The organism is Streptomyces sp. NPDC051913 (assembly GCF_044593635.1).
Classification (GTDB): Bacteria; Actinomycetota; Actinomycetes; order Streptomycetales; family Streptomycetaceae; genus Streptomyces.
This window is the reverse complement of record NZ_JBIUCI010000004.1, coordinates 266,757-292,880: the sequence shown is the minus strand read 5'-3', so window position 1 is coordinate 292,880 and position 26,124 is coordinate 266,757. Positions and strand designations below refer to the sequence as shown.

The following is a 26,124-nucleotide window of genomic DNA, read 5'->3' as shown; positions in this document are numbered from 1 at the left end:
CCATGCCGCGCATCGTCTGCGTAGCCGGGGCCCGCCCCAACTACATGAAGATCAAACCGGTGATGGACGCCCTGGAGCGCCGCGGCGCCGAGGTGCTCCTCGTCCACACCGGGCAGCACTACGACCCGGCCATGAACGACGTGTTCTTCGCCGACCTCGGCATCCGGCCGCCCGACCGCTTCCTCGGCGTGGGCTCCGGCAGCCACGCCGAGCAGACCGGGCGGGTGATGACCGCGTTCGAGCCCCTGCTGGAAGAGGTCGCGCCGGACATCGTCGTCGTGGTCGGCGACATCAACTCCACCCTCGCCTGCGCGCTGGTCACCGCCAAGGCGGGTCCGCTGCTCGCGCATGTCGAGTCCGGGCTGCGCAGCCGCGACTGGAGCATGCCGGAGGAGGTCAACCGGGTCGCCACCGACCGGGTCAGCGACTATCTGCTGGCCCCCTCCCCCGACGCGGTCGAGAACCTGCGCGCCGAGGGGTACCGGGAGGACCAGATCCATCTGGTCGGCAACGTCATGATCGACACGCTGCTGGTCAACCTGGACCGGGCCCGCGCCTCCGACGTCCTGGACCGATACGGGCTGACCCGGGGCGAGTTCGGCCTGGTGACCCTGCACCGGCCCGCCAACGTGGACGACCCCGAGATCCTCGCCGGGCTCCTCAAGGCCCTCGGTGAGATCGCCGGCCGCTGCCCGCTCGTGCTGCCCGTGCATCCGCGCGCGGCAGACAAGCTGGCCGAGCTGGGCGTCCCCGGTGGCATCCGACTCGTCCCGCCCGCCGGGTACCTGGACTTCATCGCACTCCAGGACGCCGCCCGTGTCGTGCTCACGGACTCGGGCGGGGTGCAGGAGGAGACGACCGCGCTCGGCGTGCCGTGCGTGACGCTGCGGGACAACACCGAGCGGCCCATCACCGTCGAGCAGGGCACCAACGTACTGGCCGGGCGCGACCCCGACCGGATCGTGGCCACCGTGCACCGGATACTGGACGCCCCGCCCGCACCGCGCCGACCCGAACTCTGGGACGGCAGAGCCAGTGAACGCATCGCCGAGGTGCTGCTGAAGGGAGGCACTTCGAGCACCCGACCGAGACCCACCGATCAACCGGGACCCACGGACCGAACGCTCCCCATATGATCCGCTTGCAACATATGCTCGTCGAACATCTGGTCACTAGGGGGGACCATGGATCTCGCGGAGATCTTCCGCGTCATGCGCAGGCGCTGGTACGTCCTGCTGCCAGGGCTGCTGCTGACCGCGGGCCTCGTCTTCGGGGTGACCCTCGTGGTGCACGTCACCTACCAGTCACAGAGCACGGTGGTGCTGCTCAACTCCCAGAAGGCGACAGTCGCTTACGACGGCAACCCCTTCCTGAGCACGCAGACCTCGCTCACCGGCATGGCCGACAGCCTGGCGCGCAACCTCAACTCCGACGACTCGCTGAGGGAGCTCAAGTCCCGTGGCGCGAAGGGCACGTTCGAGGCGAAGCTCGCCGACAACGCGCAGGGGCCGCTGCTGTGGCTGACCGTCACCGGCACCGACCAGGCCTCCGTCCTGTCCTCGGACAAGATCCTGACCGCCTACGCCAAGGAGCGGCTGGAGCAGTTCCAGCAGGACCAGTCGGTCGCCTCGAAGGCCATGATCCGTATGACGACGATCGTGGCCCCGCAGACCCCGGTCGCGCAGACCAAGACCCGGCTCGAGTACATGATCATGGCGGGCGGCGGAGGGCTGGTGCTCACCCTGGTGGCCGTCTTCTATGTGGAGGCGCGCAGGAGGCCGCGGCGTCCGGGCGCGCCGGCCTCGCCCGGCCTGCCGGACCTGCCGGACGAGGAGGAGTCGACCGCCGTGCCGGTGGTGGAGGAGACGCTCGCCATCCGGCGCCCGCCCAGCTGGTCGCAGGCCGCCGAGCAGGAGCGGGCCGGCAAGGACGGACAGGCCGCCGCCCAGCCCAGAGAACCACGGCCCGTCATGGCCGGAGCATCCGCCGCAGAGCCGCGCGACGAGGAGTCGACCCATGGACATCGCCCGCGCACCGGACAGCGAGACCGGTGAGACGAGCGACGCCCCCGGTGGGACGGCTGTCGCGACCGGTGGGGCTGGTGTCGCGACCAGTGGGACGGCTGTCGCGACCGGTGGGGCTGGTGTCGCGACCAGTGAGACGGCTGCCCCGCCCGGTGGGACTGATGTCGCGACCGGCGGGACGAGCGACGCGTTCGCTTCTCCCGCTTCGCCCCCGGCCCCAGAACCCGCCGCACCGTCCCTCGGCCGGAAGGTCCGTTCGGCGGCCCGCTGGAGTCTGATCAACACCGTCGTCCTGCGCCTGGGCAACTTCGCCACCGGCATCGTGCTGGCCCGCTTCGCCCTGGGCCCCGCGGAGTGGGGCGTCTACGGCATCGCCCAGACCGTGCTGCTGGTGCTGCTGTCCGCGAACGAACTGGGCGTGGGCCTGGCCATCGTGCGCTGGGAGGGGGACGCGCGCCGGTTCGCGCCGACCGTGCTGACCCTGAGCACCCTCTCCAGCGGTCTGCTGTACGTGGCACTGTTCGCGTCCGCGCCGACGGTGGCCGGTCTGCTCGACTCGCCGGACGCCGCGGGCGTACTGCGGGTGATGTGCCTGTGTGTGCTGATCGACGGGGTGGCCCAGGTCCCCGGCGGCTTCCTCACCCGCGAGTTCGCGCAGGGCAAGCGGATGGCCATCGACGGCCTCAACTTCGTCGTCGCCACCGGCGTGACCCTGGTGCTGGCCTTCGCGGACTGGGGCGCGATGAGCTTCGCCGTGGGGGCCGTCGCCGGGAACGTGGTGACGCTGATCGGCTGCGCGCTGGCCGCGCCGGGCACCCTGAAGTACGGCTGGAACCCCGAACAGGCCCGGGCGCTGCTGCGGTTCGGGCTGCCGCTGGCCGGGGCGAGCATGCTGGCCCTCGCGGTGGTCAACGTCGACACCATGGTGGTCGGCGCGACGCTGGGCAACATCTCCCTCGGGTTCTACGTCCTCGCCTTCAACATCTCCGGCTGGCCCGTGCGGATCATCTCCGAGGCCGCCCGCCGGGTCTCCTTCGCCGGCTTCTCCCGCCTGGCCGACACACCGCAGGCCCTCGCCCAGGGCTTCAGCCGCGCCCTGGGCGTCCTGATGACCGGCACCGTCCCCCTGTGCGTCCTGCTGGCCGGCCTCGCGGAACCCGTCATCCGGCTGATCTACGGCGACCAATGGGCACCCGCGGCCAGTGCGCTGCCGTGGCTGATGGCCCTCGGGCTCATCCGGATCGGCAGTGAACTCGCCTACGACTGTCTCGTCGCGGTCGGCCAGCGCCGCTCGCTCTTCCTGGTCCAGGGCCTGTGGCTGGTCGCCCTGATCCCCGTACTGCTCGTCGCCGCCCGTCTCAACGGCACCGCCGGGGTCGCCCAGGGCCATGTCCTGGTCGCCGGCGGCCTGGTGGTGCCGGTGTTCCTGATCGCCCTCCGCCGGGGCGGCATCGGCGTCGGCCTGATCGCCCGGGCCTGCGCCTGGCCCTTCCTCGGCGGGGCCGTGATGGCCGCGGTCGTCCTCGGCCTGGAGCCCCGGTTCGGAGACAGTCGGCTCGCCCTGCTCGCCATCGGCACGATCGCCCTGGCCGGCTACACGGTGTGCGTCCTGCCCAGCCGCGGCTTCCTGCGCGGCGTCGACCCCGGCGACCGGCCCCACCGCGGCCGGCACCGGGCGACCGCACCGGTCCGGTCTCCCCAACAGGACTTGAGGTGACCCGGATGTCACGGCCCACCAGCCGACGCTCACTCCAGGGGCTGCTGCTCGCGGCCTTACTGACGGTCGCGACCGCGGCCTGCTCGGGATCGGACAGGTCCGCGTCGGCGGACTGCCCGAAAGACACACCGTCCTGCCGTACGAGCGCGTCCTCGACGGCGTCGAGCGCCACGCCGTCGGCCGAGATCGGCGACCCGACCGGAACCCCCGCCACCGCGTCGCCCCCGCCGTCCTCCGCGTCCGCCGCCGCCTCCGCGAAGCCCTCGGCGAAGCAGTCCGGGACCGGCACGCCCGCGGCCCGGACCGGCTGCTCCTCCCCCGGAGCCTGCGGCTTCCCCGACGCCCGCACCACCGGACCCCGCACCCGCCTCACCCCCAAGAAGACCGGCTACAAGACCATCCGCACCGACGGCACGGTCATCCGGGGCCAGGACATCACCGGCGCGCTCGACATCTACGCCAACAACGTCACCATCATCGACACCAGGATCACCTCGGACAGCTGGTGGGGAGTCAACCTGCGCCCCGGCTTCAGCGGACTGCGGGTGCTGCACTCCACCATCACCGCCGTCCCCGGCACCGGCCCGGACAACGGGGGCGTGGACTACGCCGTGTCGAACATGGGCGGCAGCTCCGTCGAGGTCGGCTGGTGCGACATCTCGGTGTTCGGCGACGCCCTGTCCATGGGGCAGGGCAACATCCACGACAACTACGTCCACGACATCGAGCCGTTCGTGAACCTCGGCGGCGAGTGGCAGCACACCAACGCGGTGATCAGCGGCGGCGGCAACACCGGCCACCTCCTCATCCGCCACAACACCCTGCTCAACGAGACCAGCCTCAAGCAGGGCGCCTCCGGCAGCATCGGCCTGTTCGCGGACGTCGGCGTGGTCCGCAACGTCACCGTCGACGACAACTGGATCGCCGGCGGCGCCTACGCGCTCTACGGCGGTTCCACTGGCGCCACCGGGATCAGGGTCACCGACAACATCTTCTCGACCGAGTTCCATCCCGCGTCGGGCGGCTACGGCGTGGTCGCGCACTGGAACGAGAAGGGCGCCGGGAACGTGTGGCGCAACAACCGGCTCTCCGACGGCCGTCTCGTCACCCCGGAGCCTGCCTCGTGAGCCGCGTCGTCCGGATGCCGTGGACGCTGCTCAAGGCGGTGTTCGGCTGGCTGGTGCTCTTCGAGGCCAGGAACAAGGTCCTGCTCGCGCCTTCCGCGGTGCGGCTGCGCCGGATCGAGAACGCCGAGGTCCGGCGGCTGGCCGCCGCCTTCCCGTCGCCGCCGTCGGCGCGGGTGGCGACGGTCATCGCCACCCACCGGCGCCCGGAGGCACTGCTCGCCGCGGTGCGCTCGGCCCTCGCCCAAACCGTGCGCGACCAGGTCGTGATCGTGGTCGACGACGGCGCCGGGCTGCCCGAACTCCCGGCCGACCCGCGGCTGTTCGCCGTCTCCCTGTCCCGCAACACGGGCGTGGCGGGCGTCGTGCGCAACGTCGGCATCCGCCTCACGCGGTCGCGGTACGTCGCGTTCCTGGACGACGACAACCTGTGGGAACCCGACCATCTGGAACGGGCGTTGGCGGTCCTGGACGTCCCCGACGGGCCGGACGCCGTCTACACGGCACTGCGCCGCGTACTGCCGGACGGCAGCGAGAAGGACATCCTGTCCGTCCCCTACGACCGGCACCGCTCCGCCCGCGAGTCCTTCCTGGACACCAACGCCTTCGTCGCCCGGCGCACCCGCTCCCTGCACTTCAGCCGGCTGCGCCGGACACCGGAGGTGCTGCCCCGGGAGGACTGGGAGCTCATCCACCGTTACGGGCGCGGGCACCGGGTGCGTCATGTGCCGCATCCGACCGTCCGGTACCTGGTGAACCCGGCCAGCTTTTACACGGACTGGTGACAGACCGTGCCCCTCCTCCCCTTCTCTCCCGCTCCGATGTCAGGTGGTTGATCCGATGGCCCCGTCCCGCGCCCTCAGAAACAAGTTCGTCGACGCCCCCGGCTCGCTGGGCGAACGGATGCGCGTCGCCCGCTGGGAGCGGTTCCGGCGCTGCTTCCCCGGCATCGAGGGCATGCGAGTCGTCGACCTCGGCGGCACGGCCGAGATGTGGCTGCGGGCTCCGGTGCGCGCCAAGCACGTCCACCTGATCAACCTGGAGGCGCACCCCGCCGACCTGCCCGACTGGATCACCGCGGAGAACGCCGACGTCACCGACCCGGAGATCGCCGCCGAACTGAGCGCCCAGGGCGGCTACGACCTGGTGTTCTCCAACTCGACCATCGAGCATGTCGGCGGCCACAGCCAGCGGCAGAAGTTCGTCGCCGCGGTCGAGCAGCTGGCGCCGCTGCACTGGATCCAGACGCCGTACCGCTACTTCCCCGTCGAGCCGCACTTCGTGGCGCCCGGCTTCCAGTTCCTGCCGCTCGCCGCCCGGGCCCGCCTCGTCCGGCGCTGGCCGCTGGTCCACAGCCGCCCCGACAGTCCGGAGTCGGCCATGAACGCCGTGATCAACATCGAGCTGCTGACCCGTACCGAGATGCGGTACCTCTTTCCGCGCTCGGTGCTCCTCAGCGAGCGGGTGCTCGGTGCCCCCAAGTCGCTCATCGCCGTGAGAACGGAGACCGCATGCTGAACAACCTGGTCAACAGACATGACGCGGACCGGCTCCTGCGCAAGGCGCGCAGACTCGAACTCGACTCCGTGCTGGCCAAGTTGCGGGTGCGGGGCGGCGCCCGGGTGGTGCAGCACTGGTCGCGGGTCGACCCGTCGCTGACCGAGTGGTGGGCGATTCCTTCGGTGATCAAGCGGTGGAACCTGCTGATGACCGGTGACGCGGAGGTGTCCTTCCCCGAGTACGTGGCCGCCAAGCACTTCGCGCCGCGTACCGATCTGCGGGGCCTGTCGTTGGGGTGCGGGACCGGCGGCAACGAGCTGCTGTGGGCCAGGACCGGTGCGTTCTCCCGGCTGGAGGGTGTGGACGTGGCGCCGGAACGCATCGACTTCGCCACGCGTACCGCCGGCGAGGAGGGCCTGTCCGACGTCCTGCGCTTCCGGGTCACCGACGTCAACCGGATGACCGCGGACGGGGAACGCTTCGACGTACTGCTGGGTTTGCAGTCACTGCACCACTTCGACCATCTCGACGAGACGCTGCCCCGTCTTGCCCAGCTCATCGAGCCGGACGGGCTGTTCGTGATCGACGAGTTCGTCGGGCCGACGCGGTTCCAGTGGACGGACGGGCAACTCGACGCGGCCAACGCCCTGTTGTCCGGGTTGCCCGAGGAGCGGCGGCGGTTGGCCGACGGGCGGATCAAGCGGCGGGTCGTGCGGCCCAGCCGGATGTCGATGGTGCTGGACGATCCGTCGGAGGCGGTGGACGCGGCGGCGCTGCTGCCGGGCTTGCGGCGGGAGTTCGAGGTCGTGGAGGAACGGCCGTACGGGGGCACGGTGTTGCACATCGCGTTCTCCGGGATCGCCCATAACTTCCGGGATGGGGCGCCGGAGACGCTGGAGTTGCTGGAGCGGTGTTTTGCCGCGGAGGATGCGGCGCTGGCGGATGTGGGGCATGACTTCGTTGCGATGGTTTGCCGGCGTCGGCCGTAGTCGACTGCGGGCGCGCGGGGGCTGGTCGCGCAGTTCCCCGCGCCCCTAAAAGACGTCAGGGACCCGGCGTTACATTCAAAGCGCCCGGTCTTGCCAAGGCCGCCGCTGCCGCTCGGCTCGCCTTGCGGCCCAGCGCCGCACGGGAGGTCTCCCTCAGGAGGACTGCCGCGCGGAAGGCCGTCGTGGACAGGCGACCATGCCTACGGCCGTACAGACGGACCCGGTTGAGGGTGAGCAGCGTCCAGAGTCGGGGTGACACCTGGGAGTCGCCTCCCAGGTGCACCGCCTCTGCGGACGGCTCCAACTGCGTCACGTACCCCAAGTCCCTTGCCCGCAGGCAGAACTCCGTCTCCTCCGAGTAGAGGAAGAAGGACTCGTCCCACGGTCCGCACGCGGTCGCGCACTCCCCCGAGACGGCCATCAGCGCGCCCGTCGCCCAGTCCGCGCGCGTGGGTCGCTGGTACGCGGCCGGGTCGGTGACCAGCTCGCTCAGGGCCGGGAAGCGTCCCGCCCGGGTGTTGCCGATGACCGCCTCGCCGAGCGCCCGCAGCACGGTCGACTCACGGCGCAGGGAGCGGTGGGGTGTGTCCTGGCCCTCCTCGTACAGCAGGGGTACGGCGATCCCGACACCGCCCCCGAGGCTGTCCACCAGGCGTTTGGCGCAGCCCTGCCGCATTCTGACGTCGGGGTTGCAGATCAGCGCCACCTCGTGGTCGCCGGCCGCGCCCAGCGCCGCGTTGATCCCGGCCGCGTACCCGGCGTTGCGGCCGGTCTGGACGATCGTGGTGTCCGGGGCCAGCGTGCGCAGGACCTCCACCGTGTCGTCGGCCGAGTCGTTGTCGGCGACGACGAGCCGCCAGTCGAGGCCGGCCATGCCGTCGGGAAGCGCGGCGAGGAATCCGGGAAGCACCGCGGCGCTGTTCCAGGTGACGACGATGACGGCGACGGTGCTCATCGGGACTCCACTAGTTGGGGGAGCTTGGTTTCTTCGGAGGGCATGCGGAGTGCGGGCACTTCGCGGGCGGCTTCCGCCTCGCGGCGGACGAAGCCGAGGTAGCTGCCGCCCGCGCCCAGGACCAGGAAGAACATCCCCGCGTACATGGGGAAGCTGAGCGCGTCGAAGGTGGCGCTGATGACCAGGGCGACCAGGGCCGAGGCGAGGAAGGCCTGACCGAGTTCGCGGTCCGAGTCGGTGCGGGCGAGGCGCCGGATGGCGCCGCCGGTGTGCATCCCCGTGATGAAGAGGGCGAAGAGTGCGACCAGGCCCAGGATGCCCATCTCGGCCAGGGTGAGCATGTACTGGTTGTCCGTGAAGAAGTAGAGGTCCGGGGTGAAGGTGCCGAAGCCCCGGCCGAACCACGGGTGTTCGTTGAAGTACGGCACGATCGCGCTGTACTTGACCGTGCGGGCCTGGGTGCTGCTGTCGGAGTTGGACAGGAAACTGGCGAACAGGTTGGTGATCGTGCCGATCAGACCGGGGATGATCACCTTGAACACGGCCACCGATCCGAGGACGAGGCCGATGGCGGCCCAGCGGCGTTGCGGCTTCCAGCGCGGGATCATCACCAGGATCACGATCAAGGCGCCGATGATCGACGTCCTGGACACGGTCAGCGGCAGGGCGCCCGCCATGATCGCCACGGGGGCCCAGCGGCGCCACGCGCGCACGTGTCGCCGTACCGGGTCGAAGGCCTGGTGGACGGCGAAAGGGACCAGGATGGCCAGCATGCCGCCGAACTCCAGCGGATGGGCCGTCGTGGAGCGGGGCCGGGTGAACGAGCCGCGGTCCATGGCGCTGATCCCGGCGGTGCTGGACTGGAGGCCGGGGATGTGGATGGAGTCGGCGATGTTGGTGGCGGCGAAGAAGTCGTAGTAGCCGATCAGGGCGACCACCGTGCCCATGACCACGAGCCGCCGCATCAGGGTCTCCAGCCGGCTGCGCTCCTGGATGCCGGCCGAGGCCAGCACCACCAGCGCCACCCAGACACCGAGCCCGATCAGGCCCCGGTCGGCGCCGAGGACCTCCTCGTGCGAGCTCTCCCGGGTCGCGTCCGCCAGGTAGGACAGGAGTACGGCCGCGGCGAGCAGGCACATCACCACGCGGACGAGCCGGGTGCCCCGGGCGGGCAGGATACGGCCGCCGAGCCAGGTCGCGAGGTACCAGAGAAGGCCGAGGAGGGCGAAGACGTTCGCCGGGGTGCCGACCCCGCCCAGAGCGGGCAGGGTGAGGTTCGAGGGGACGAAGAAGGCCAGTGCCAGATAGCCGGTGAGGATCGTGGTCGCGTCCAGGCGCCTGGCCAGCAGCCCCTTGGGCCGCTCGGGGGGACTGGCCCGGTGGCGCCGGGGGACGTAGCCGGGCTGGGCGCGCCCTCGACGCCGTACCACCGCGACGCCTTCGGCCAGGATCGACAGCAGGAACGCGCCGACCATCCCGACGATGACGACCGCCGCGATGTTCTGGTACCGGCTCTTGGGCTGCGAGACCGGTGTCTGCGGCAGGACGACGGGCGCCGTCTGCACCGCGTAGACCGCGGGCACCTTCGAGGCGGCCTGGAGTGCCTTCAGCTGCTCGCCGGTGAACTTGGTGAGCGTGGTGGTCTCCCGGAGCACCTTCGCCCGGTCGGTGCCGGTCACGCTCAGGGTGAGCAGCGGGCTGTCGGCGTCCGGCGCGAAGCCGACCGTGTACCGGTCCGTGACGCCACGCGAGCGCAGCTCCTTGGCCGAGTCGCTCGACTGCAACGTCCTGATCAGGACGTCCGCGGTGACGACCAGCGAACCGCCCGCGTTCGACAGCGGGTTGCCGAAGGTCGGCGCCAGGTCGGCGATCGCCGAGGAGTCGAGCAGGGTGACGGAGCTCTGGGACTCGTAGGAGACCGGGACGGTCCGGAACAGATAGCCGCCCGCGAGGACGCTGAGCAGCATGAGCGGCACCATGCAGTACCAGCGCCTGCGCATGATCGCCAGGAGGTCGCCGAGGCTCATGAGCCCTCCCCTCGATCCGACTCCCCACGCAACCCGCGTGATCCGGTGGCGACTTGCCCCGGTTGATGCGAGTATCGGGGCCGACGGAAGGAATCCCCGCTGTGTCGCCTCGTGAGGTCGCCGAAGCGCTGCTGCGCCGCTGGTACGTGCTGGTGTTCGCGCTCGTGCTGACGGCCGCCGGAGCGTACCAAGTGCTGCATCCCGCCCCGCGGTTCCTGAGTTCGGCGGTGGTCGTCCTCAAGCCGCCGGTCACGGGCAACCAGCCGAACCAGCTGACGAACCTCCAACCGCCGCTCGCCACCCTCTCGTACGGCGTCGTCCAGCAGCTCGAGTCGCCCGCCGGGCGCAAGGAGCTGGCGGCCGCCGGTGTCCATGGGTCGTACCAGCTGATCCCGCGCAACAGCGGCACCAGTGCCACTCCCCGCTACCTCATCCCCTCGCTCCAGGTGCAGGTGAAGGGGGCGAGCGCCACGGAGGCGGACACGGCGGTCAGCCGGGTCATCGACGTCTACACCCGGCATGTGACCGCGTTGCAGGAGGCCGAGGGAATCCCGGCCGGGTCGCGGATCAGCGCGTCCGTCCTGGTGGCGCCGAGCGCCGCCCTGGTGCAGGGCACCCGGACCCGTGCCCTGGCGGGCACGGCGCTGCTCGGTGGCATCGGCGGCGTGCTGGCGACGCTGTGGTGCGACCGGTTCGCATCGCGCCGCAGGAGTCCCGAGCCACGTCGTCCTGCGGAGGAGCTCGCCGTCGCGGGCTGAGTGGTGGTTCACGGGCATCAGATACCGCGGCGCTTCCAGGACTCCCACCACAGCCACTCCCGGCCGCGTTCGGCCACGGCCGACCACACCAGGGGCTGGAGGTACGGCATCGCATTCGGACCGATCCGTCTGCGCAGCCGCAGCGCCCGGTACTCGGGCAGGGCCCGGTATCCCGGCAGGCACTCCTCGGCGAACGCCACGCACTCGTCGACCGGTACGACGCCGGTGCGGCCCCGGTCGTAGGCGCGGTAGGCGCGGCGCAGCGCGTAGCGGGCGAGGCGGGTGTGGACCTGGTCGGCGAGGCGGTCGGCGTGCGGGAGCCGGTCGCCGCACTTGGCGAGCACGGAGTCGTACGCGATCAGCCGCTGGCGCAGGTCGTCGAGCTGTCCGCCGAAGTCGGTCGTCGACATGTTGTTGCCGTGGACGCGGTAGAAGGCCTGGTCCGCGCCGCGGATGTAGCCGACGTCGGCGTGGGCGGCGAGCCGCATCCACATCTCGATGTCGCCGGCGTGCGGAAGGTCCGGGTCGTAGCCGCCGACCTTGCGCTGGAGGCCGGTGCGGACGACGACCTCCGGTGAGGTGATGCAGCCGGTGCCCTCCCGGAACCGCCGCTCCAGCCACCACTGTCCGGGGTAGACGGCCGAACCGGTGCTCCGGGTGCGGGCCTTGGGCAGCGGGCCGCCGTGCTGGAAACGCAGCGGTCGCCCGTAGGCGAAGCCCGCCTCGGGGTGGGCGTCCAGCAGTGCGGCGGCGCGGGTGAGGGCGCCCGGGACGAGCCGGTCGTCGGCGGAGAGCAGGGCCACGTAGTCCCCGTCGGCCCACTCCAGCAGGCCTTCGTTGTAGGTGGCGATGTGGCCCTTGTTGGTCTCGTGGACGTGGACCTCGATCCGCGGGTCGGCGGCGGCGAGCTTGCGTGCCGTCTGCGCCGAGTCGTCGGGCGAGGCGTCGTCGATGATGAGCACCTGGAGGTCGACCCCGGGGTTCTCGTCCAGGACGCTGCTCACACAGTCGGCGAGGAAGTGGCCGTACTTGTAGCACGGGATGACAACACTGACGCTGCTCATCGGTGGGGGTAGCCAATCCCCGGTGGTGGTCTGCCCGTTGCGCGGGGAGACCACCACCGGTGGGTTCCGGTCGGTCAGTTCTTCTTCTTGCGGACGGTCTTGCTGGTCAGGGTCCAGGTCTGGGACTTCACCTTCTCGTGGTGCTTGTCCTGGGCCGTGACCCTGACCTTGAACCTCGTGCCGTCCGGCAGCGGACCGGACAGGTGGACGGACACCGTGTGGGTGGCCCTGTTGTAGGAGACGACCGTCGTGACGTGCAGCTTCTTGGCGGCCTTGGCACCTGTGAGGATGGTCAGGTCCGCGTCGACGGACGTCACCGTGGCCTTGGCCGGCACGGCCATGACGAGGGCCTTCTTGGCGTCGGCGGTGTAGGTCACCGTGGACGCGGTCTCCTCCGAGGCCGCCGTCTCCGCCGCCAGGGAGGCGCTGGGGTTGTCGGCGGTGAAGACCGGGCCGACCCAGTAGTTCGCCGAGCCGTAGGAGCCGGTCGGGAAGGCCGAGTCCGCCCCGTACCTGTAGAGCCCGTTGTGGTGGGCCGTGGTGTCGGCGGTGGCCGTCAGCGGATAGGACTGGTGGGCCGAGGCGAAGTAGCCGCCGTCGACCGCGTAGTGGCCGTTGGGCGCGTGGTAGGAGACGACGTACGCCGTGTCGGCGGTGACCGCCACCGGGGTGGCGAAGGTCAGCGTCTGCCAGCCGGTCGCCGTCTCGTTGGTGAAGGTGCCGCTGGCCAGCAGCGTCCCGCTGTCGGTCCACAGGCTTCCGGTGTGGGTGCCGGTGTTGCCCGCGCCCTTGTAGAAGGTGACGCCGGTGATCCAGCCGGCCGCCGAGGACGTGAACCGGGTGCCCAGTTCGAGGGAGTTGGGGTCGGCGGTCATGTCCGTGGTGGACGGCACCACCGAGGAACTCCACAGACCACAGGGGCAGGTGACCGCGGGCGGGGTGGCGCTGGTGGTGAAGGACCAGGTCACCGGGTCGGCCATGGCGTTGCCCCACACGTCGGAGGCCTGCACCGACGCCGTGTACTTGGTGTGCAGCGACAGCTCGGTCGACGGGGTGAACGTCACCTTGTTGGCGGCGGGCAGTGTCACCGAACCCGGCACGGTGTTGCCGTTCGGGTCCTTCAGCGTGAACGTCAGGTTGTCGGAGTCGACGGACGCGCTGAGCACGGCCGACACCGACGCGGTGATCGCGGTGTCGGTCGCCCCGGAGGTCGGGGAGGTGGAGGTGACGGTGGGCGGGGTGGTGCTGGCCGTCGAGGTGTCCAGGACCACGTCGACCCAGTAGTTGCTGCCGGAGGCCGCCGAGGTCGGGAAGGCGCTCGTCGAGGTGTAGCGGTAGAGGCCGTTGCCGCCGTCGGTGCCGGTCTTCAGTGCCGTCAGCGGCGCGAGACCGGCGTCGCTGCCGGCGAAGGTCGTGTCGTAGGAGTAGCCGCCGTTGGGTGCGAAGTACGACGCGACATAGGTGGTGTTGGCCTTCACGGTGACCGGGGTGGCGAAGTTGAGCTGCTGCCAGCCGGAGGCCGACTCGCCCGTGAAGGTGCCCGTGGCGAGCAGCTTGCCGTCCTTGGTCCACAGGTTCCCGGTGTGGGTGCCGGTGTTGTAGGGCGACTTGTAGAAGCGGACGGCGGTGATCGAACCGGCCACCGTGGTGCGGAACTTGACGCCGAGCTCGACCGAGCCGCCGTCACCCGCGTTGACGGTGCCGGGCACGGCCGTGGCCGGCCAGACGGTGCACGGGCAGGCCTGGGGGCCGACCGTGAGCGGGATCGTGGTGACGGCGCCGATGTTGACGCTGTCGTCGACGGCGCGGACCTTGATGGAGGCCGAGCCCGGGGTCGTCGGGGTCCAGCTGTAGGTCCAGGAGCTGAGCCCGGTCGCGGCCTGCCAGGTCGTGCCGCCGTCGGTGGACACCTCCACGCGGGCGACCACTCCGCCGCCGGAGTCGGTGGCGGTGCCCTTGACGGTGACCGGCTTCAGGGCCGGCACGGTGACCCCGGAGGCGGGGCTGGTGACGGTGATGGCCGGGCCGGTGGTGTCGGTGGACTTGGTGGCGGCGACGAGACCGCTCTGCAGCGTCAGCGGCTGGACGCCCATGTCGGCGAGGAGGTTCACCGTCGCCTGCTGCATCCGGGCGTCCTCGGTGACGACCTGGTCCTCCGGGTTGTACGTGGGGAGGTTGGTCAGGCCCCACGACCACTGCACGGTCCCCGATCCGAACACCAGGGCTCCGGAGTCCTGGTCGCGGAAGGCCACGAGGCTGTGCTTCGCGGTGCCGTTGCCGTAGGTGTTGCCCCAGTCCATGCGCAGCTTGCCGTCGTTGATGTCGACGGTCGTGGAGGACAGGTCGATGGCCCCCGCGGGTCTGGTGGCGTTGTCGATGTCGCTGTCCCACTCGTAGCCGAGGGTGCCCTCCGGGAAGGTGGCCGTCTGGCTGGAGGTGAGGTTGGCGATGGAGGTGTTGCGCCACAGCCGGTTCTTGCCGTACGAGCCGGGGACCGTGATGGCGTCGGCGCGGTAGCCGTTCACCGTGAACATGGAGCCGGTGAGGATGTTCGGCGGCTGGTAGGACTGCCCGTACTGGGTGCTGGTCGGGTCCATCCAGGTGCCGGTCCACTCGCCGCTCGGGTCGGCGATGCCGTTGTTCTGGGCCATCTTGGTCATCTTGTAGCAGACCAGGGTGCGGTTGCTGGTGCTGGTGCCGTCGATGCTCGGGGTGAGCCGGGTCTTCCAGAACACCTCGTTGCCGCTGAAGAAGGCCTCCTGCACACCGGCCTTCCGGGCGGCGAGGACCTTGGAGTACTGGTCCTGCGTCCAGTACTCGTCATGCCCGGAGGACAGGTACACCTTGTGGTTCTTCAGCAGGGTCTCGCCGCGGGTGGAGACGTCCACGCCGGACAGATAGCTGACGTCGTAGCCGTTGCGCTCCAGCCACGACAGCATCATGTACTCGGAACCGTAGATGCCGTTGTCGCCGCCGATGTCCAGCGGCCGGTTGTAACTGACCTCGTAGGCACGGCCGTCGGGCGCGGGCCCGGCACCGCCGTAGAGGTCCTGGCCGCCGTAGTCGTTGTAGGCCTGCCAGGTCTGGTCACTGGTCTGTACGACGACGGCGGAGGTGCTGGAGTCCTTGCGGACCACGAACGGGTAGGGCATCAGACCGTCGCCGTCGGTCTGCGTCAGGTTCGCGATGTAGAGGCCGGACACGGCGTCGCTGGGCACGGTCCAGGTCTGGGTCACCGGCCAGTTGCCGCAGTCGACCAGACCGGTGGCGGCCTTCTTGGTGCAACTGGCGGGGCTGGACGTGTAGTTCGCGGGATAGACGGTCGCCGCCTGTGCCGCGGTCGAGATCAGACGTGCGCCGTCACCGCCGTACCAGCCCAGCCGGTAGATCTCGATGCGGTACGACGTCTTCGACTGGACCTTGAACTGGAGGCTGTCCCCGGCCTGGACGCTCTCCTTGGTGGTGAACCCCTGGATGTCGCCGTAGGAGTTGGGCGAGTACCAGTCGGTCGACGGGCTGCCGGCCTTGGAGTTCTCGCAGACGATCGGATTCGAGCCCGATCCGCACGGGTCGACTGCGGCCTGGGCGGATCCGGCCTGTGGGAGCACCGCCCAAACCAATGCTGCTGCGACGGCAAGGCGCACGCCCCTGAACCGTCTGCTCCATCTGTTCATGTGTACCTCTCAGCGGTGCTGTGCTGGACCGACCCGTGCGGGTGGGGTGAAGCGGGGACCAGTCAGCCGGCGAGTGCGTCGGTGAGCGTTTCCACCACACGCTGCTGCTGGTCGGGGGTGATCTGCGGGAAGAGCGGCAGCGACAGGATCCGGTCCGCCGCCCGCTCCGCGTTCGGGAAGTCGCCGCGCTCATGGCCGAGGTGGGCGTACGCCGGAGTGAGATGGACCGGGGCCGGATAGTGCACCCCGGCGCCGATGCCCTCGGCGTTGAGCTTGCCGACGATGCCGTCCCGGTCGGCGTCGGCGACCTGGACGACGTACAGGTGCCATACGTGGACGTTGCCGGCGGCCGTCACCGGCAGCACGATCCGGCCGGTGTCCACGAGGGAGGCGAGCAGGTCGTCGTAGCGGGCGGCCGCCGCCCGCCGGGCCGCGTTGCCGTCCGCCAGCCGTTTCAGCTTGGCCCGCAGGACGACCGCCTGGAGTCCGTCGAGGCGGCTGTTGAACCCGGGCACGTCGTGCCGGTACTTGGCGACGCCACCGTGGTTGGCGATGGCACGCACCAGGTCGGCCGCCGACTCGTCGTCGGTCAGCACGGCGCCGGCGTCGCCGTAGGCGCCCAGGTTCTTGCCGGGGTAGAAGCTGGTCGCCGCGATGCCGGCGGTGCCGGGCGTGCGGCCGTCGCGGGTCGCGCCCTGGCACTGGGCGGCGTCCTCGACGACCCTTACGCGGTCGGGCAGTTGCGTGGCGAGTTCGTCCACCTCGGCCAGCTGGCCGTACAGATGCACCGGCACCACGGCCCGGGTCTTCGGGCCCACCGCGGCCAACGCGGCCCCGGGGTCGAGGAGATGGCTGTCCGGCAGACAGTCCGCGAGGACGGGGCGGGCGCCGATCCGGGCCACCGCGCCGGCGGTGGCGATGAAGGTGTTGGCGGGTACGACGACCTCGTCGCCGGGTCCCACGCCGCTCGCGCGCAGGGCGAGTTCGACGGCGTCGGTGCCGTTGGCGACGCCCACGACATGGGCGACCTCGCCGAAGTCGGCGTACTCCCGCTCGAACTGGCGCACCTCGTCGCCGCCGACGAATGCGGTGTGGGCGAGGATCCGTTCGAAGCCGGCCCGCACCTCCTCGGCGACCTCCTCGTGAGCCGCCTTCAGGTCCACGAGCGGTATCTGGTTGTTCACGTGGCCGGTCCCCCCATAGTCACAAGTTCTTCGAGCGCCGCGGCGCCCGCCTCGCGCAGTCGCCGGGCCGGGCTCCCCACCCAGACCTCGCCCGGCGGTACGTCGCCGAGCACACCACTGCCCATGCCGATCTGCGACCAGGCGCCGATCGTGGTGCCTTCCCTGACCAGGGCGCCGGAGCCGACGTAGGCCCCGCGCTCCAGCCGTACTCCCCCACCCAGCCGGACGCCCGCGGTGAGCGTGGCGAAGTCCTCGATCACGTCGTCGTGGGTGAGGACGACGTGCGGCATCACCGAGACATGCGCCCCGACCCGCACGGCGGCGGTGAGGACGCAGTGCGCGAGCAGGACCGAACCGGGTCCGATCACCGAGGTGTCGGACACCACGGCCGTCGGGTGGACGACGGTGGCGTACCGCTCCTCGGGCAGAGCGAACCGGCGGACCAGCCGGGCCCGGGCGGCGTAGTCCCGCGGGTTGCCGACGCACACCACGACCCGGACGTCGGGCAGTTGGTGCACCAGGTCGCCGCCGCCCAGCACGGGGACACCGTCCACCTCGGTGCCGTGCAGGGCGGGGTTGTCGTCGAGGTGTCCGAGCAGCTCGAACTCGCCCGCGTCCCGCACGGCCTGTGCGGTCTCCCGGGCGAAGCCACCGGCGCCGACGATCACAAGTGCCGTCATCTACCCGCCTGTTCACGCAAGGCGGCCACGACGCGGTCCTGCTGGGCCTCGGTCATCGTGTGGAACAGCGGCAGGATCAGCGAGTCGCGGGTGATCCGCTCGGTGACGGGCAGCGGGGCGTGCGGGTGGTCCACGTAGGCCGGTTCGAGGTGGGCGGCCATGATGCCGCGCCGGGCGGAGACCCCGGCGTCGGCGAGCGCGCCGAGCAGCTCGTCCCGGCCGACGGGGAAGGCCGCGTCCAGCAGCACCCAGTACGACTGGAAGTTGGACTGGCCGTGCGCGGGATCGCGTACGACGGTCAGACCGGGAACGTCGTGCAGCAACGCGTCGTAGCGGGCGGCCAGTTCACGGCGCCGGGCGATCATGGCGTCGAGCTTGCCGAGCTGGACCATGCCGATCGCGGCCTGGACGTCGGTCATCCGGTAGTTGAAGCCGACTTCCAGGTACTGCTCCAGCACGGGCTTGTTGCTGGCGTGGCGCTCGGCCGCCGAGGCGTTCATGCCGTGCTCGCGCAGCCGGCGCAGCCTCGCGGCCCACTCGGCGTCGTCGGTGGTGAGCATCCCGCCCTCGCCGGTGGTGACGAGCTTGCGCGGGTGGAAGGACCAGGCGGCCAGAAGCGCCCCGTGCCCGACCGGCTTGCCGCCGGCGGTGGAGCCGATGGCACAGGCCGCGTCCTCGACCAGGGGCAGGTCCCAGTCGGCGCAGGCGGAGCGCAGGGCGGTCACGTCGGCCGGGACGCCGCCCTGGTGAACGGCCAGCACCGCCTTGGTCCTCGACGTGCGGACCGCGTCCACCGTGGCCGGGGTCAGGTTGCCGGTGGCGAGGTCCACATCGGCGAACACCGGCTCGGCGCCGACGTACCGTACGGCGTTGGCGGTCGCGATGAACGACAGCGAGGGCACCACGACCTCGTCGCCCGGCCCCAGACCGAGCGCGACCAGGGACAGATGCAGGGCGGTGGTGCAGGAGCTGACGGCGATGCCGTGCTCGGCGCCGACCCGTTCGGCGAAGGCCTTCTCGAAGGCGGCGACGCGGGGGCCCTGGGCGACCCAGCCCGAGAGCACGGCGTCGGAGGCGGCCTTGGCCTCCTCCTCGCCGAGCCACGGGATCATCACCGGGATGCGGTCGGTGGTCACTTGGCCGCCTCCCGCTCCGCACGCCACCACTCGACCAGGTCCTTGAGGCCGGTCCGCAGGTCGATCTGCGCGGTGAACCCGAGCCGTTCGGCCGCCTGCGAGGTGTCGGCGAGGCGGCGGCTCACGCCGTTCACCGCGCGGGCGGGCCCGTGCACCGGCTCAAGCCCGGTCGCGCCCATCGCCTCCAGCAGGCCGTCGGCGAGTTCGCGCAGCGAAGTCTCCGTGCCGCTCGCGACGTTGAACACCTCGTCGGTGATGTCCGACTCGGCGGCCAGCACATTGGCTCTGGCGATGTCGCGGACGTCGACGAAGTCCATGGTCTGCGTGCCGTCGCCGAGGATCAGCGGCGGCTCGCCCGCCTCGATGCGCTCCATCCAGCGGATGAGGACCTCGGTGTAGAGACCGTGGATGTCCATGCGGGGGCCGTAGACGTTGAAGTAGCGCAGCGCCACGTAGTCCAGGTCGTACATGGCGTGGAAACTGCGCAGCATGCCTTCGTTGAAGGCCTTCGCGGCTCCGTAGAAGGTGTCGTTGTTGTACGGGTGGTGGCGCTCGGTCGTCGGGAAGTCCTCGGCCATGCCGTAGACGGACGCCGAGGACGAGGCGATGACCTTGGCGACGCCGGCCGCTGCCGCCGCCTCCAGCACGTTGAACGTCCCGTCCACCAGCACCTCGTTGGCGAGCCGGGGCTCCTCCGCGCACTGGGTGATGCGGATCGCGGCGAGGTGGAACACCAGGTCGGCGCCCTCGGTCACCTTCTTCACGGTGTCGATGTCGCGGACATCGCCCTCGACGACCTCCACCACACCGCTCGGCAGTGCCTGGGCGAGGTTGGCGCGCCGCCCGCGCACGAAGTTGTCGAGTACGACGATCTCGCGGGCGCCGCCTTCGGCGAGGAGGTCGACGAGGTTGGAGCCGATGGTGCCGGCGCCCCCGGTGACCAGGATCTTCTTGCCACGAACGCTGCTCAACTGCTGTGCCCTCTCACGTGTGTTGACTTGGTTCAACGCCCGGCGCGCAGGCCGACGACCGCGCCCTTGAACTCGAGACTGCGAGACGCCGCTTCGAGGATGTCCAGCACGCGCAGGCCCGCCCGGCCGTCGGTCAGCGGCGCCCGGCGCTCGCGGACGGCGTCGCCGAACTCGTCGACCATGCTGCGCAGCGCCTCCTTCTCACCGATGGCGGGCGCGACCATGTCGCCGGAGCGGTACGAGACGAGCATGTCCCGGCGTTCGTCCGCACCGATCTCCTGCGGCGAGGCCAGGTCCACGCCCCGGTCGTAGACCGCCACCCGCTGAAGGGGGTTGAGGTCGTCCCAGACCAGGGTGCGCTTGGCGCCGCCGACCATCGTGGTCCGTACCTTGGTCGGGGAGAGCCAGTTGACGTGCACGTGGGCGATGGCGCCGGTGTTGAGCGTGAGCGTCAGATAGGCCACGCAGGCCTGTCCGGCCCCGATCGGGTCGGCCCCGTGGGCGGCGACGGCGACCGGTTCGACGCCCGCGGGGAGGATGAAGTCCAGGATCGACAGGTCGTGCGGGGCGAGGTCCCACATGACGTCGATGTCCTTCTGGACGAGCCCGAGGTTGATGCGCACGGAGTCGACGAAGTGGATCTCGCCGAGTTCCCCGGAGTGGACCATGTCCCTGATCCGGCCCACGGCGGGTGTGTAGCAGTAGGTGTGGTCGCACATCAGGGTGAGGCCGCGTTCCTCCGCCTCGGTCACCAGGCGCATCCCGTCGGCGTAGGTCGCCGCGAGCGGCTTCTCGACGAGGACGTGCTTTCCGGCGCGCAGGGCGGCCAGGGCGATGTCGAGGTGGGTGCCGGCGGGGGTGGCCACGGCGACGGCGGCCACGTCGGGGTCGGCGAGGACGGCCGCGTAGTCGGCGGTGGCCTGGACGGTGGAGTAGCCGCCGAGGACCCGCTGGGCCCGGTCGACGTCGAGGTCGCACAGCCAGCGCAGCCGGAAGCGGTCGCTGGCCTGGAAGTTGCGTACGAGGTTGGGGCCCCAGTAACCGGCCCCGACGACCGCGACCCCCAACGGCTCCTGCGTCACAGCGCCCCTCTTTCCTCGGTTCTTCGGTAGGTCCCGGTTCTTCGGTAGGTCCTGGCTCTTGGGTAGGTCCCGGCTCATCAGTAGGCCCCCGTTCCACGCACCACCGCGGACCCGGTGCGCAGCAGGATGGTCAGGTCGAGGCCCATCGACCAGTTGTCCACATAGCCGAGATCGAGCCGGACCGCCTCGTCCCAGGGCAGGTCGGAACGGCCGCTGACCTGCCACAGTCCGGTGAGTCCCGGCTTGACGAGCAGCCGGCGCTTGATGTCGGAGGTGTACTCCTCGACCTCTTCGGGCAGTGGCGGACGCGGTCCCACGAGCGACATGTCGCCCCGCACCACGTTGAGCAGCTGCGGCAGTTCGTCGAGCGAGCTGCGGCGCAGGAACGCGCCGACGCGGGTGACGCGGGGGTCCTGCCTCATCTTGAACAGCAGTCCGTCGCTGTTCTCGTTGAGGTGCTTCAGCTCCGCCTTGAGGGCCTCGGAGTCCGGCCGCATCGTACGGAACTTGAGCATGGTGAAGTGGTCGCCGTACCGGCCCACCCGCTGTTGGCGGAAGAGTGCCGGTCCCGAGCTGTCGAGGCGGACGACGAGAGCGACGACGAGCATCGGCAGCGCGAGGAAAAGCAGCAGTACAGCCGCGAGGGAACGATCCAGCAGTTGTTTGGGCAGCCGGGCGAACCGGGAGAGGTTCGGCGCCTGGATCCGCACCAGCGGCACCCCGTTGGTGGGCCGCACCGCGAGCCGCGGCGCGGACACGTCGGCCAGCATCGGGGCCAGCAGGAAGTCGACGCCCTGGGCGGCGGCCGTCCAGGACATCCGGCGCAGGACGGAGGCGTCGAGCTCGGGCGCCGGGAGGACCACCATGGTGCTGACGCCCATGACCCGCACGACGTCGTGCATGTCGTCGACGCCACCGAGCACCGGGATCCCCAACTTGCGGATCTCCGTGGCGTTCTCCGGGTCGGTCAGACACACCCCGGCGAGCTGCAACTCCTGTGCCCCGCCGCGGCGCAGCACGGCGACCAGTTCCAGGATGCCCTGCGCCGGCCCGACCAGCAGGGTCGAGCTACGGTCCCGGCCGCGCGCCCAGCGCCTGAGCAGTCTGCGTCGCAGCAGATGCCGTACGGGCAGGGCGATCGCGACAGCCGGTACCGCGGCCATGGTCATGTCATGGAAGAGGCCCGAGTCGTGCGCGAACAGCCAGTACGCGACCGCCGCAGAGGCGGGCAGTGCGACGGCTCCGCGCAGCACCCTTCGGTACTCCTCGGTCCCCTGCCCCAGGGCACCGCGGTCGTATGTGCGATGGGCGAGCATCGCCAGGATCCAGGTCGGCGGCAGCACCAGGGCCACCGCCCAACGGCCGTAGGCGCCGTGGATCAACAACGCCGCGACGACGGCCGCGAGGCCGTCCGCGACCAGCAGAACGGTCCGGTACTTCCGGTCCCAGGGTCTTCGGCGAGCTGCCGGACGTCTAAGTTCCACATCCAATTGCTCATGCGTGACCTCAATGGTCATGGCCCCCCACCACAGGCGCAGCTACCCCTGGCCGCAAGAGATCAGGACATACCGTCGCACGTCCGCGGCAGGGCTGGATCAGTGCCGATGTGTCTCCTCCACACAGCGACACCGGAATCAAGAAAGCAGAGCCAGAAAGCAATCAAAAAGATCCGCGACGGTTCCCCAACCGCCCCATGACCTTTGCAAGTTGGTCAATGAGAGTTTCCCATCCGGTTACCAAGGCAGTGCCTTGACGTGCCCGCTGAGGCAAGTTCCCCTCCCTCACCGGCCCGGCGGACCTCAATCTAGAGCATTGAACGCAGTCACGGGAACAGTTGGACGAAACACACATCGCAATCGCGACACCGACGTCATACTGCCCAGGTGACGAGCATCGTGATCCCGGCGCACAACGAGGAGCGCGTCATCGGCCGGCTCCTCGATTCGCTGCTGGAGGACCCCGCGGACGACCGGACGGACATCGTGGTTGTGTGCAATGGCTGCACCGACGACACCGCCCGGATCGCGGCCGAACGCGGCCCCCGGGTACGGGTGGTGGAGATCCCCGTCCCCTCCAAACACGCCGCGCTGCGGGCGGGCGACGATCACGCGCTCGGCTTCCCCCGGATCTATGTGGACGCCGACGTCGTCCTCTCGGCGGCCGATGCGCGGACCCTGGCCGAGCCCCTCGCGGACGACGCCTCGGGCATCCTCGCCACCGCTCCGGAACGGCACCTTCCGCTGGCCGGCTGCGCCTGGCGGGTCCGGGCGTATTACCGGGTGTGGCAACGCCTTCCGGCGGTGCGGGAAGGCCTGTTCGGCCGGGGTGTGATCGCGGTGTCCGAGAAGGGCCACGCCCGTATCGCCGCGCTGCCTCCGCTGATGGCCGACGACCTGGCCGCGTCCCTGGCGTTCACCACCGAGGAACGACGCGTGGTCGACGCGGCCCGGGTCGTGGTCCATCCGCCGCGCACCTGGCGGGACTTGATCAAACGACGGATCCGGGCCATGGTCTCCACCGCGCAGGTCGAACAGCACCGGGACCCGGCGGAGGCCACCGCGCGCACGAGTGTGGCCGACCTCAAGAGCCTGCTCCGCGGGGAGCCGAGGCTCCTCGCGGCGGTCGTCGTGTTCGTCGGCGCGGCGGTCGTCTCCCGGCGCCGGGCCCAGAAGGCCATCCGGGACCGGGACTTCGACACCTGGCTGCGGGACGACAGCAGTCGGCAGAACTGAACGCACGTCGCGCACCGCACCTGGAGTACCGCACATGTATCTCACCGACCGCTCCGCCACGCCGGAGGCGGACACCTCCCCGGGCCGAAGACGCGGCCCGGGGCCCAAGGTCGCCCCGGTCGTGCTCGTCCTGGGCACGGTCAGTCTGATCACCGACGTCTCCTCGGAGATGGTCACCGCCGTCCTCCCCCTCTATCTCGTCACCACCCTCGGCTTCAGCCCCCTCGGCTTCGGCGCCCTCGACGGGGTCTACAACGGCGTCAGCGCACTGGTGCAGCTCACCGGCGGCCATCTCGCCGACCGGATCCGCAACCACAAGCTGCTCGCCGGGCTCGGCTACGGCCTGTCCGCGCTGTGCAAGCCGCTGCTCCTGCTGGCCGGCAGCATCGGCGCCCTCGGCACGGTCCTCGCCCTGGACCGGACCGGAAAGGGCCTGCGCACCGCCCCACGCGACGCGATGATCTCCCTGTCGACGCCGGTCGAGCGGCAGGGCCGCGCCTTCGGTGTGCACCGGGCGATGGACACCACCGGCGCGATGCTCGGCCCGCTGGCCGCCTTCTTCATCCTGCGCGCCGCGGCCGACGGCTACGACGCCGTGTTCGGCGTGAGCGCGTGCGTCGCCGTGCTCGGCGTGGTCGTACTCCTGCTGTTCGTGCCCGGCAGACGACGCGACACACCGGACGAGGCGGGGGCCGAACCGAGGCCGCCCGTCCGGGTCGGGGAGGCGCTGGCGCTGCTGCGGGTGCCGCGGCTGCGGGCGCTCGCCGGGTGCGCCGCGCTGCTCGGTCTGACCACCGTCAGCGACGCGTTCGTCTATCTGCTGCTGCAACGCCGGGCAGGGGTCGGCGAGGAGTGGTTCACGCTGCTGCCGCTGGGCACCGCCGTGGTGTTCCTGCTGCTGGCCGTGCCGCTCGGCGCGCTGGCCGACCGGATCGGGCGGCGCACGGTGTTCCTCGCCGGCCACGTCGGCCTGCTCACCGCGTACGCCCTGCTGCTGTGGGCCCCGGACACCCCGCTGCTCGTGCCAGCCGTGCTCGCCCTGCACGGCGCGTTCTACGCGGCCACCGACGGGGTGCTGCCGGCCGCGCTGGCCGCGGTCGTGCCCGAGCATCTGCGCGCCAGCGGCCTTGCCATCGTCGGCACCAGCCAGGCACTGGCCCGCTTCTGCTGCTCGCTGGCCTTCGGCGCCGCCTGGACCCTGTGGGGCGACGGCCCGGCCCTGGCCGGCTCGGCCGTGGGCCTGCTGTGCTGCGCGATGGTCGCGGGTGTGGTGCTGCGGCCGTCCGGCGGGTCACGATGACCGCCGCACCCCCCGGCATCACCACGGAACCGACAACCGCCCCAAGGAACCCCATGACCTCGCTCCGCCGCCGCCTGCTCATACTCGTCGCGGCGGTCGTGCTGCTCGCCGGCCTGGCCACCGGCATGGTCCTGCACGCCGCCGACCGCGCGGACCAGGCGAACCAGCCGCAGGCCGGCGGACCCGCCGTCAGCTCGGGCAAGTTGACGCTCGACCGCAAGAACCTGCTGACCTTCGTCAACGCGGCCGCGGGCCCGCACCGCACCGCCGTCGCCGCCGTGCCGTCCGCCGACCCCGGCGCCGGACGGACCGCGTCGGACCTGAAGTGCGCCCGCTTCTACGCGGCGGCGGGAACGGGCGTCTGCCTCCAGTCCGACACCGGCGTCCTCAAGCAGAGCAACCGCGCCCTGCTCCTGGACGCCGACCTGCGCACCGTGCGCACCTTCCCGCTCGCGGGCATCCCCAGCCGGGCCCGGGTCTCGCCCAGTGGCCGTTTCGTCGCCTGGACGGTCTTCGTGTCCGGCGAGTCCTACGCTTCAGCCTTCTTCTCCACCCGCACCTCGATCCTCGACACCCGCACGATGAAGCTGATCCCGAGCCTGGAGACGTTCTCGATCAAGCTGGACGGGAAGTCGTACAAAGCGGCGGACGTCAACTTCTGGGGCGTCACCTTCGCCACCGACGACGACACCTTCTACGCGACGCTGAACACCGCCAACAAGACCTACCTGGTGCGCGGTTCGCTCTCCCAGCAGTCGGTGACCACGCTCGTGGAGAACGTGGAGTGCCCCTCCCTGTCCCCCGACGGGACCCGCGTCGCCTTCAAGAAGCGGGTGCTCTCCCGCACCGACCTTTGGCGCGAATACGTCCTCGATCTGCGCACCCTGCGCGAGACCCCGCTCGCCGAACGGCACAGCGTCGATGACCAGGCCACCTGGCTGGACGACGACACCGTCGCCTACGCCCTCCCCGCCGAGGGCAAGGTCGGCACCACCGACCTGTGGAGCGTGCCCGCCAACGGCAAGGGCACACCGAGCCTGTTGATCGCGGGCGCGTCGTCCCCGGCACCCCTGTAGCACCTCCTCGGCAATGGGTTCCAGGTGGTCGAGGGGACACCACAGCGCCCCGAACTATGTTGTCCCACCACATGTGCTCCTGACCTGCGTGTTTCTACGGTGTGCGACACGTACCCGTCCCCACAGCACAC

At 70.7% G+C, this 26,124-nt stretch carries 21 protein-coding genes; 11 read left to right on the top strand and 10 right to left on the bottom strand.

Going from position 1 to position 26,124, the window contains the following annotated elements; all coding sequences use genetic code 11:
• Window positions 1-2: 2 nt before the first annotated feature.
• The 7 genes from wecB to ACIHIX_RS13900 are packed head-to-tail and all read left to right on the top strand — an operon-like array spanning window position 3 to window position 7,354.
• Complete coding sequence (gene wecB, locus ACIHIX_RS13930; RefSeq protein ID WP_399954472.1) at window positions 3-1,136, top strand: non-hydrolyzing UDP-N-acetylglucosamine 2-epimerase; 1,134 nt, start codon at window positions 3-5, stop codon at window positions 1,134-1,136.
• 48 nt (window positions 1,137-1,184) lie between these two features.
• Window positions 1,185-2,054 carry a chain length determinant protein gene (locus ACIHIX_RS13925; protein ID WP_399954470.1) on the top strand — a complete coding sequence of 290 codons (870 nt, stop codon included), beginning with the start codon at window positions 1,185-1,187 and terminating at the stop codon, window positions 2,052-2,054.
• Window positions 2,017-3,741, top strand: coding sequence for a lipopolysaccharide biosynthesis protein (locus ACIHIX_RS13920; protein ID WP_399954467.1), 1,725 nt, complete (start codon window positions 2,017-2,019; stop codon window positions 3,739-3,741). The genes ACIHIX_RS13925 and ACIHIX_RS13920 overlap by 38 nt, the downstream gene beginning before the upstream one ends.
• 5 nt (window positions 3,742-3,746) lie before the next feature.
• Window positions 3,747-4,868, top strand: coding sequence for a hypothetical protein (locus tag ACIHIX_RS13915; protein WP_399954465.1), 1,122 nt, complete (start codon window positions 3,747-3,749; stop codon window positions 4,866-4,868).
• A complete protein-coding gene (locus ACIHIX_RS13910; RefSeq protein ID WP_399954462.1) occupies window positions 4,865-5,650 on the top strand; it encodes a glycosyltransferase family 2 protein in 786 nt (261 codons plus the stop codon). The genes ACIHIX_RS13915 and ACIHIX_RS13910 overlap by 4 nt, the downstream gene beginning before the upstream one ends.
• Before the next feature lie 55 nt (window positions 5,651-5,705).
• Window positions 5,706-6,383 (top strand): class I SAM-dependent methyltransferase, encoded by a 678-nt coding sequence (locus ACIHIX_RS13905; protein WP_399954459.1) that lies wholly within the window; start codon window positions 5,706-5,708, stop codon window positions 6,381-6,383.
• Window positions 6,377-7,354, top strand: a complete 978-nt coding sequence (locus tag ACIHIX_RS13900) for a class I SAM-dependent methyltransferase (RefSeq protein ID WP_399954456.1) — start codon at window positions 6,377-6,379, stop codon at window positions 7,352-7,354. The genes ACIHIX_RS13905 and ACIHIX_RS13900 overlap by 7 nt, the downstream gene beginning before the upstream one ends.
• A 55-nt stretch (window positions 7,355-7,409) precedes the next feature.
• Here ACIHIX_RS13900 and ACIHIX_RS13895 read toward each other — a convergent pair whose 3' ends face one another.
• Both ACIHIX_RS13895 and ACIHIX_RS13890 read right to left on the bottom strand, forming a co-directional pair.
• Complete coding sequence (locus tag ACIHIX_RS13895; protein ID WP_399954453.1) at window positions 7,410-8,309, bottom strand: glycosyltransferase family 2 protein; 900 nt, start codon at window positions 8,307-8,309, stop codon at window positions 7,410-7,412.
• On the bottom strand, window positions 8,306-10,336 hold the full coding sequence (locus ACIHIX_RS13890) for an O-antigen ligase family protein (protein WP_399954450.1): 2,031 nt from the start codon (window positions 10,334-10,336) through the stop codon (window positions 8,306-8,308). Before ACIHIX_RS13890 ends, ACIHIX_RS13895 begins: the two co-directional genes overlap by 4 nt.
• Window positions 10,337-10,437: 101 nt before the next feature.
• On the opposite strand from ACIHIX_RS13890, the gene ACIHIX_RS13885 reads away from it, so the two are divergent.
• Window positions 10,438-11,094, top strand: coding sequence for a hypothetical protein (locus ACIHIX_RS13885; protein ID WP_399954447.1), 657 nt, complete (start codon window positions 10,438-10,440; stop codon window positions 11,092-11,094).
• A gap of 17 nt (window positions 11,095-11,111) precedes the next feature.
• Here the strand turns inward: ACIHIX_RS13885 and ACIHIX_RS13880 are convergent, their stop codons facing one another.
• From ACIHIX_RS13880 to ACIHIX_RS13845, 8 genes are all read right to left on the bottom strand, one after another.
• Window positions 11,112-12,158, bottom strand: coding sequence for a glycosyltransferase family 2 protein (locus ACIHIX_RS13880; RefSeq protein WP_399954444.1), 1,047 nt, complete (start codon window positions 12,156-12,158; stop codon window positions 11,112-11,114).
• A 74-nt stretch (window positions 12,159-12,232) separates the two neighbouring features.
• On the bottom strand, window positions 12,233-15,766 hold the full coding sequence (locus ACIHIX_RS13875; protein WP_399954441.1) for a DUF4082 domain-containing protein: 3,534 nt from the start codon (window positions 15,764-15,766) through the stop codon (window positions 12,233-12,235).
• 128 nt (window positions 15,767-15,894) lie between these two features.
• Window positions 15,895-17,016: a DegT/DnrJ/EryC1/StrS family aminotransferase gene (locus tag ACIHIX_RS13870; RefSeq protein ID WP_399954438.1), complete on the bottom strand. Its 1,122-nt coding sequence runs from the start codon at window positions 17,014-17,016 to the stop codon at window positions 15,895-15,897.
• Window positions 17,013-17,696, bottom strand: a complete 684-nt coding sequence (locus ACIHIX_RS13865) for an acetyltransferase (protein WP_399954435.1) — start codon at window positions 17,694-17,696, stop codon at window positions 17,013-17,015. The genes ACIHIX_RS13870 and ACIHIX_RS13865 overlap by 4 nt, the downstream gene beginning before the upstream one ends.
• Complete coding sequence (locus ACIHIX_RS13860; protein ID WP_399954432.1) at window positions 17,693-18,832, bottom strand: DegT/DnrJ/EryC1/StrS family aminotransferase; 1,140 nt, start codon at window positions 18,830-18,832, stop codon at window positions 17,693-17,695. Before ACIHIX_RS13860 ends, ACIHIX_RS13865 begins: the two co-directional genes overlap by 4 nt.
• Window positions 18,829-19,803 (bottom strand): SDR family NAD(P)-dependent oxidoreductase, encoded by a 975-nt coding sequence (locus tag ACIHIX_RS13855; protein WP_399954430.1) that lies wholly within the window; start codon window positions 19,801-19,803, stop codon window positions 18,829-18,831. The genes ACIHIX_RS13860 and ACIHIX_RS13855 overlap by 4 nt, the downstream gene beginning before the upstream one ends.
• A 32-nt stretch (window positions 19,804-19,835) precedes the next feature.
• The gene (locus tag ACIHIX_RS13850; protein ID WP_399954427.1) at window positions 19,836-20,885 is read right to left on the bottom strand and encodes a Gfo/Idh/MocA family protein; all 1,050 of its coding nucleotides are present in this window, start codon (window positions 20,883-20,885) and stop codon (window positions 19,836-19,838) included.
• Window positions 20,886-20,962: 77 nt separating this feature from the next.
• A complete protein-coding gene (locus ACIHIX_RS13845) occupies window positions 20,963-22,402 on the bottom strand; it encodes a sugar transferase (RefSeq protein ID WP_399954425.1) in 1,440 nt (479 codons plus the stop codon).
• Window positions 22,403-22,768: 366 nt separating this feature from the next.
• On the opposite strand from ACIHIX_RS13845, the gene ACIHIX_RS13840 reads away from it, so the two are divergent.
• The 3 genes from ACIHIX_RS13840 to ACIHIX_RS13830 are packed head-to-tail and all read left to right on the top strand — an operon-like array spanning window position 22,769 to window position 25,993.
• Window positions 22,769-23,617 (top strand): glycosyltransferase, encoded by an 849-nt coding sequence (locus ACIHIX_RS13840; RefSeq protein ID WP_399954422.1) that lies wholly within the window; start codon window positions 22,769-22,771, stop codon window positions 23,615-23,617.
• Window positions 23,618-23,651: 34 nt separating this feature from the next.
• On the top strand, window positions 23,652-24,917 hold the full coding sequence (locus tag ACIHIX_RS13835) for an MFS transporter (RefSeq protein WP_399954419.1): 1,266 nt from the start codon (window positions 23,652-23,654) through the stop codon (window positions 24,915-24,917).
• Between the two features lie 53 nt (window positions 24,918-24,970).
• Window positions 24,971-25,993: a TolB-like translocation protein gene (locus tag ACIHIX_RS13830; RefSeq protein WP_399954416.1), complete on the top strand. Its 1,023-nt coding sequence runs from the start codon at window positions 24,971-24,973 to the stop codon at window positions 25,991-25,993.
• The last annotated feature ends 131 nt before the right edge of the window (window positions 25,994-26,124 follow it).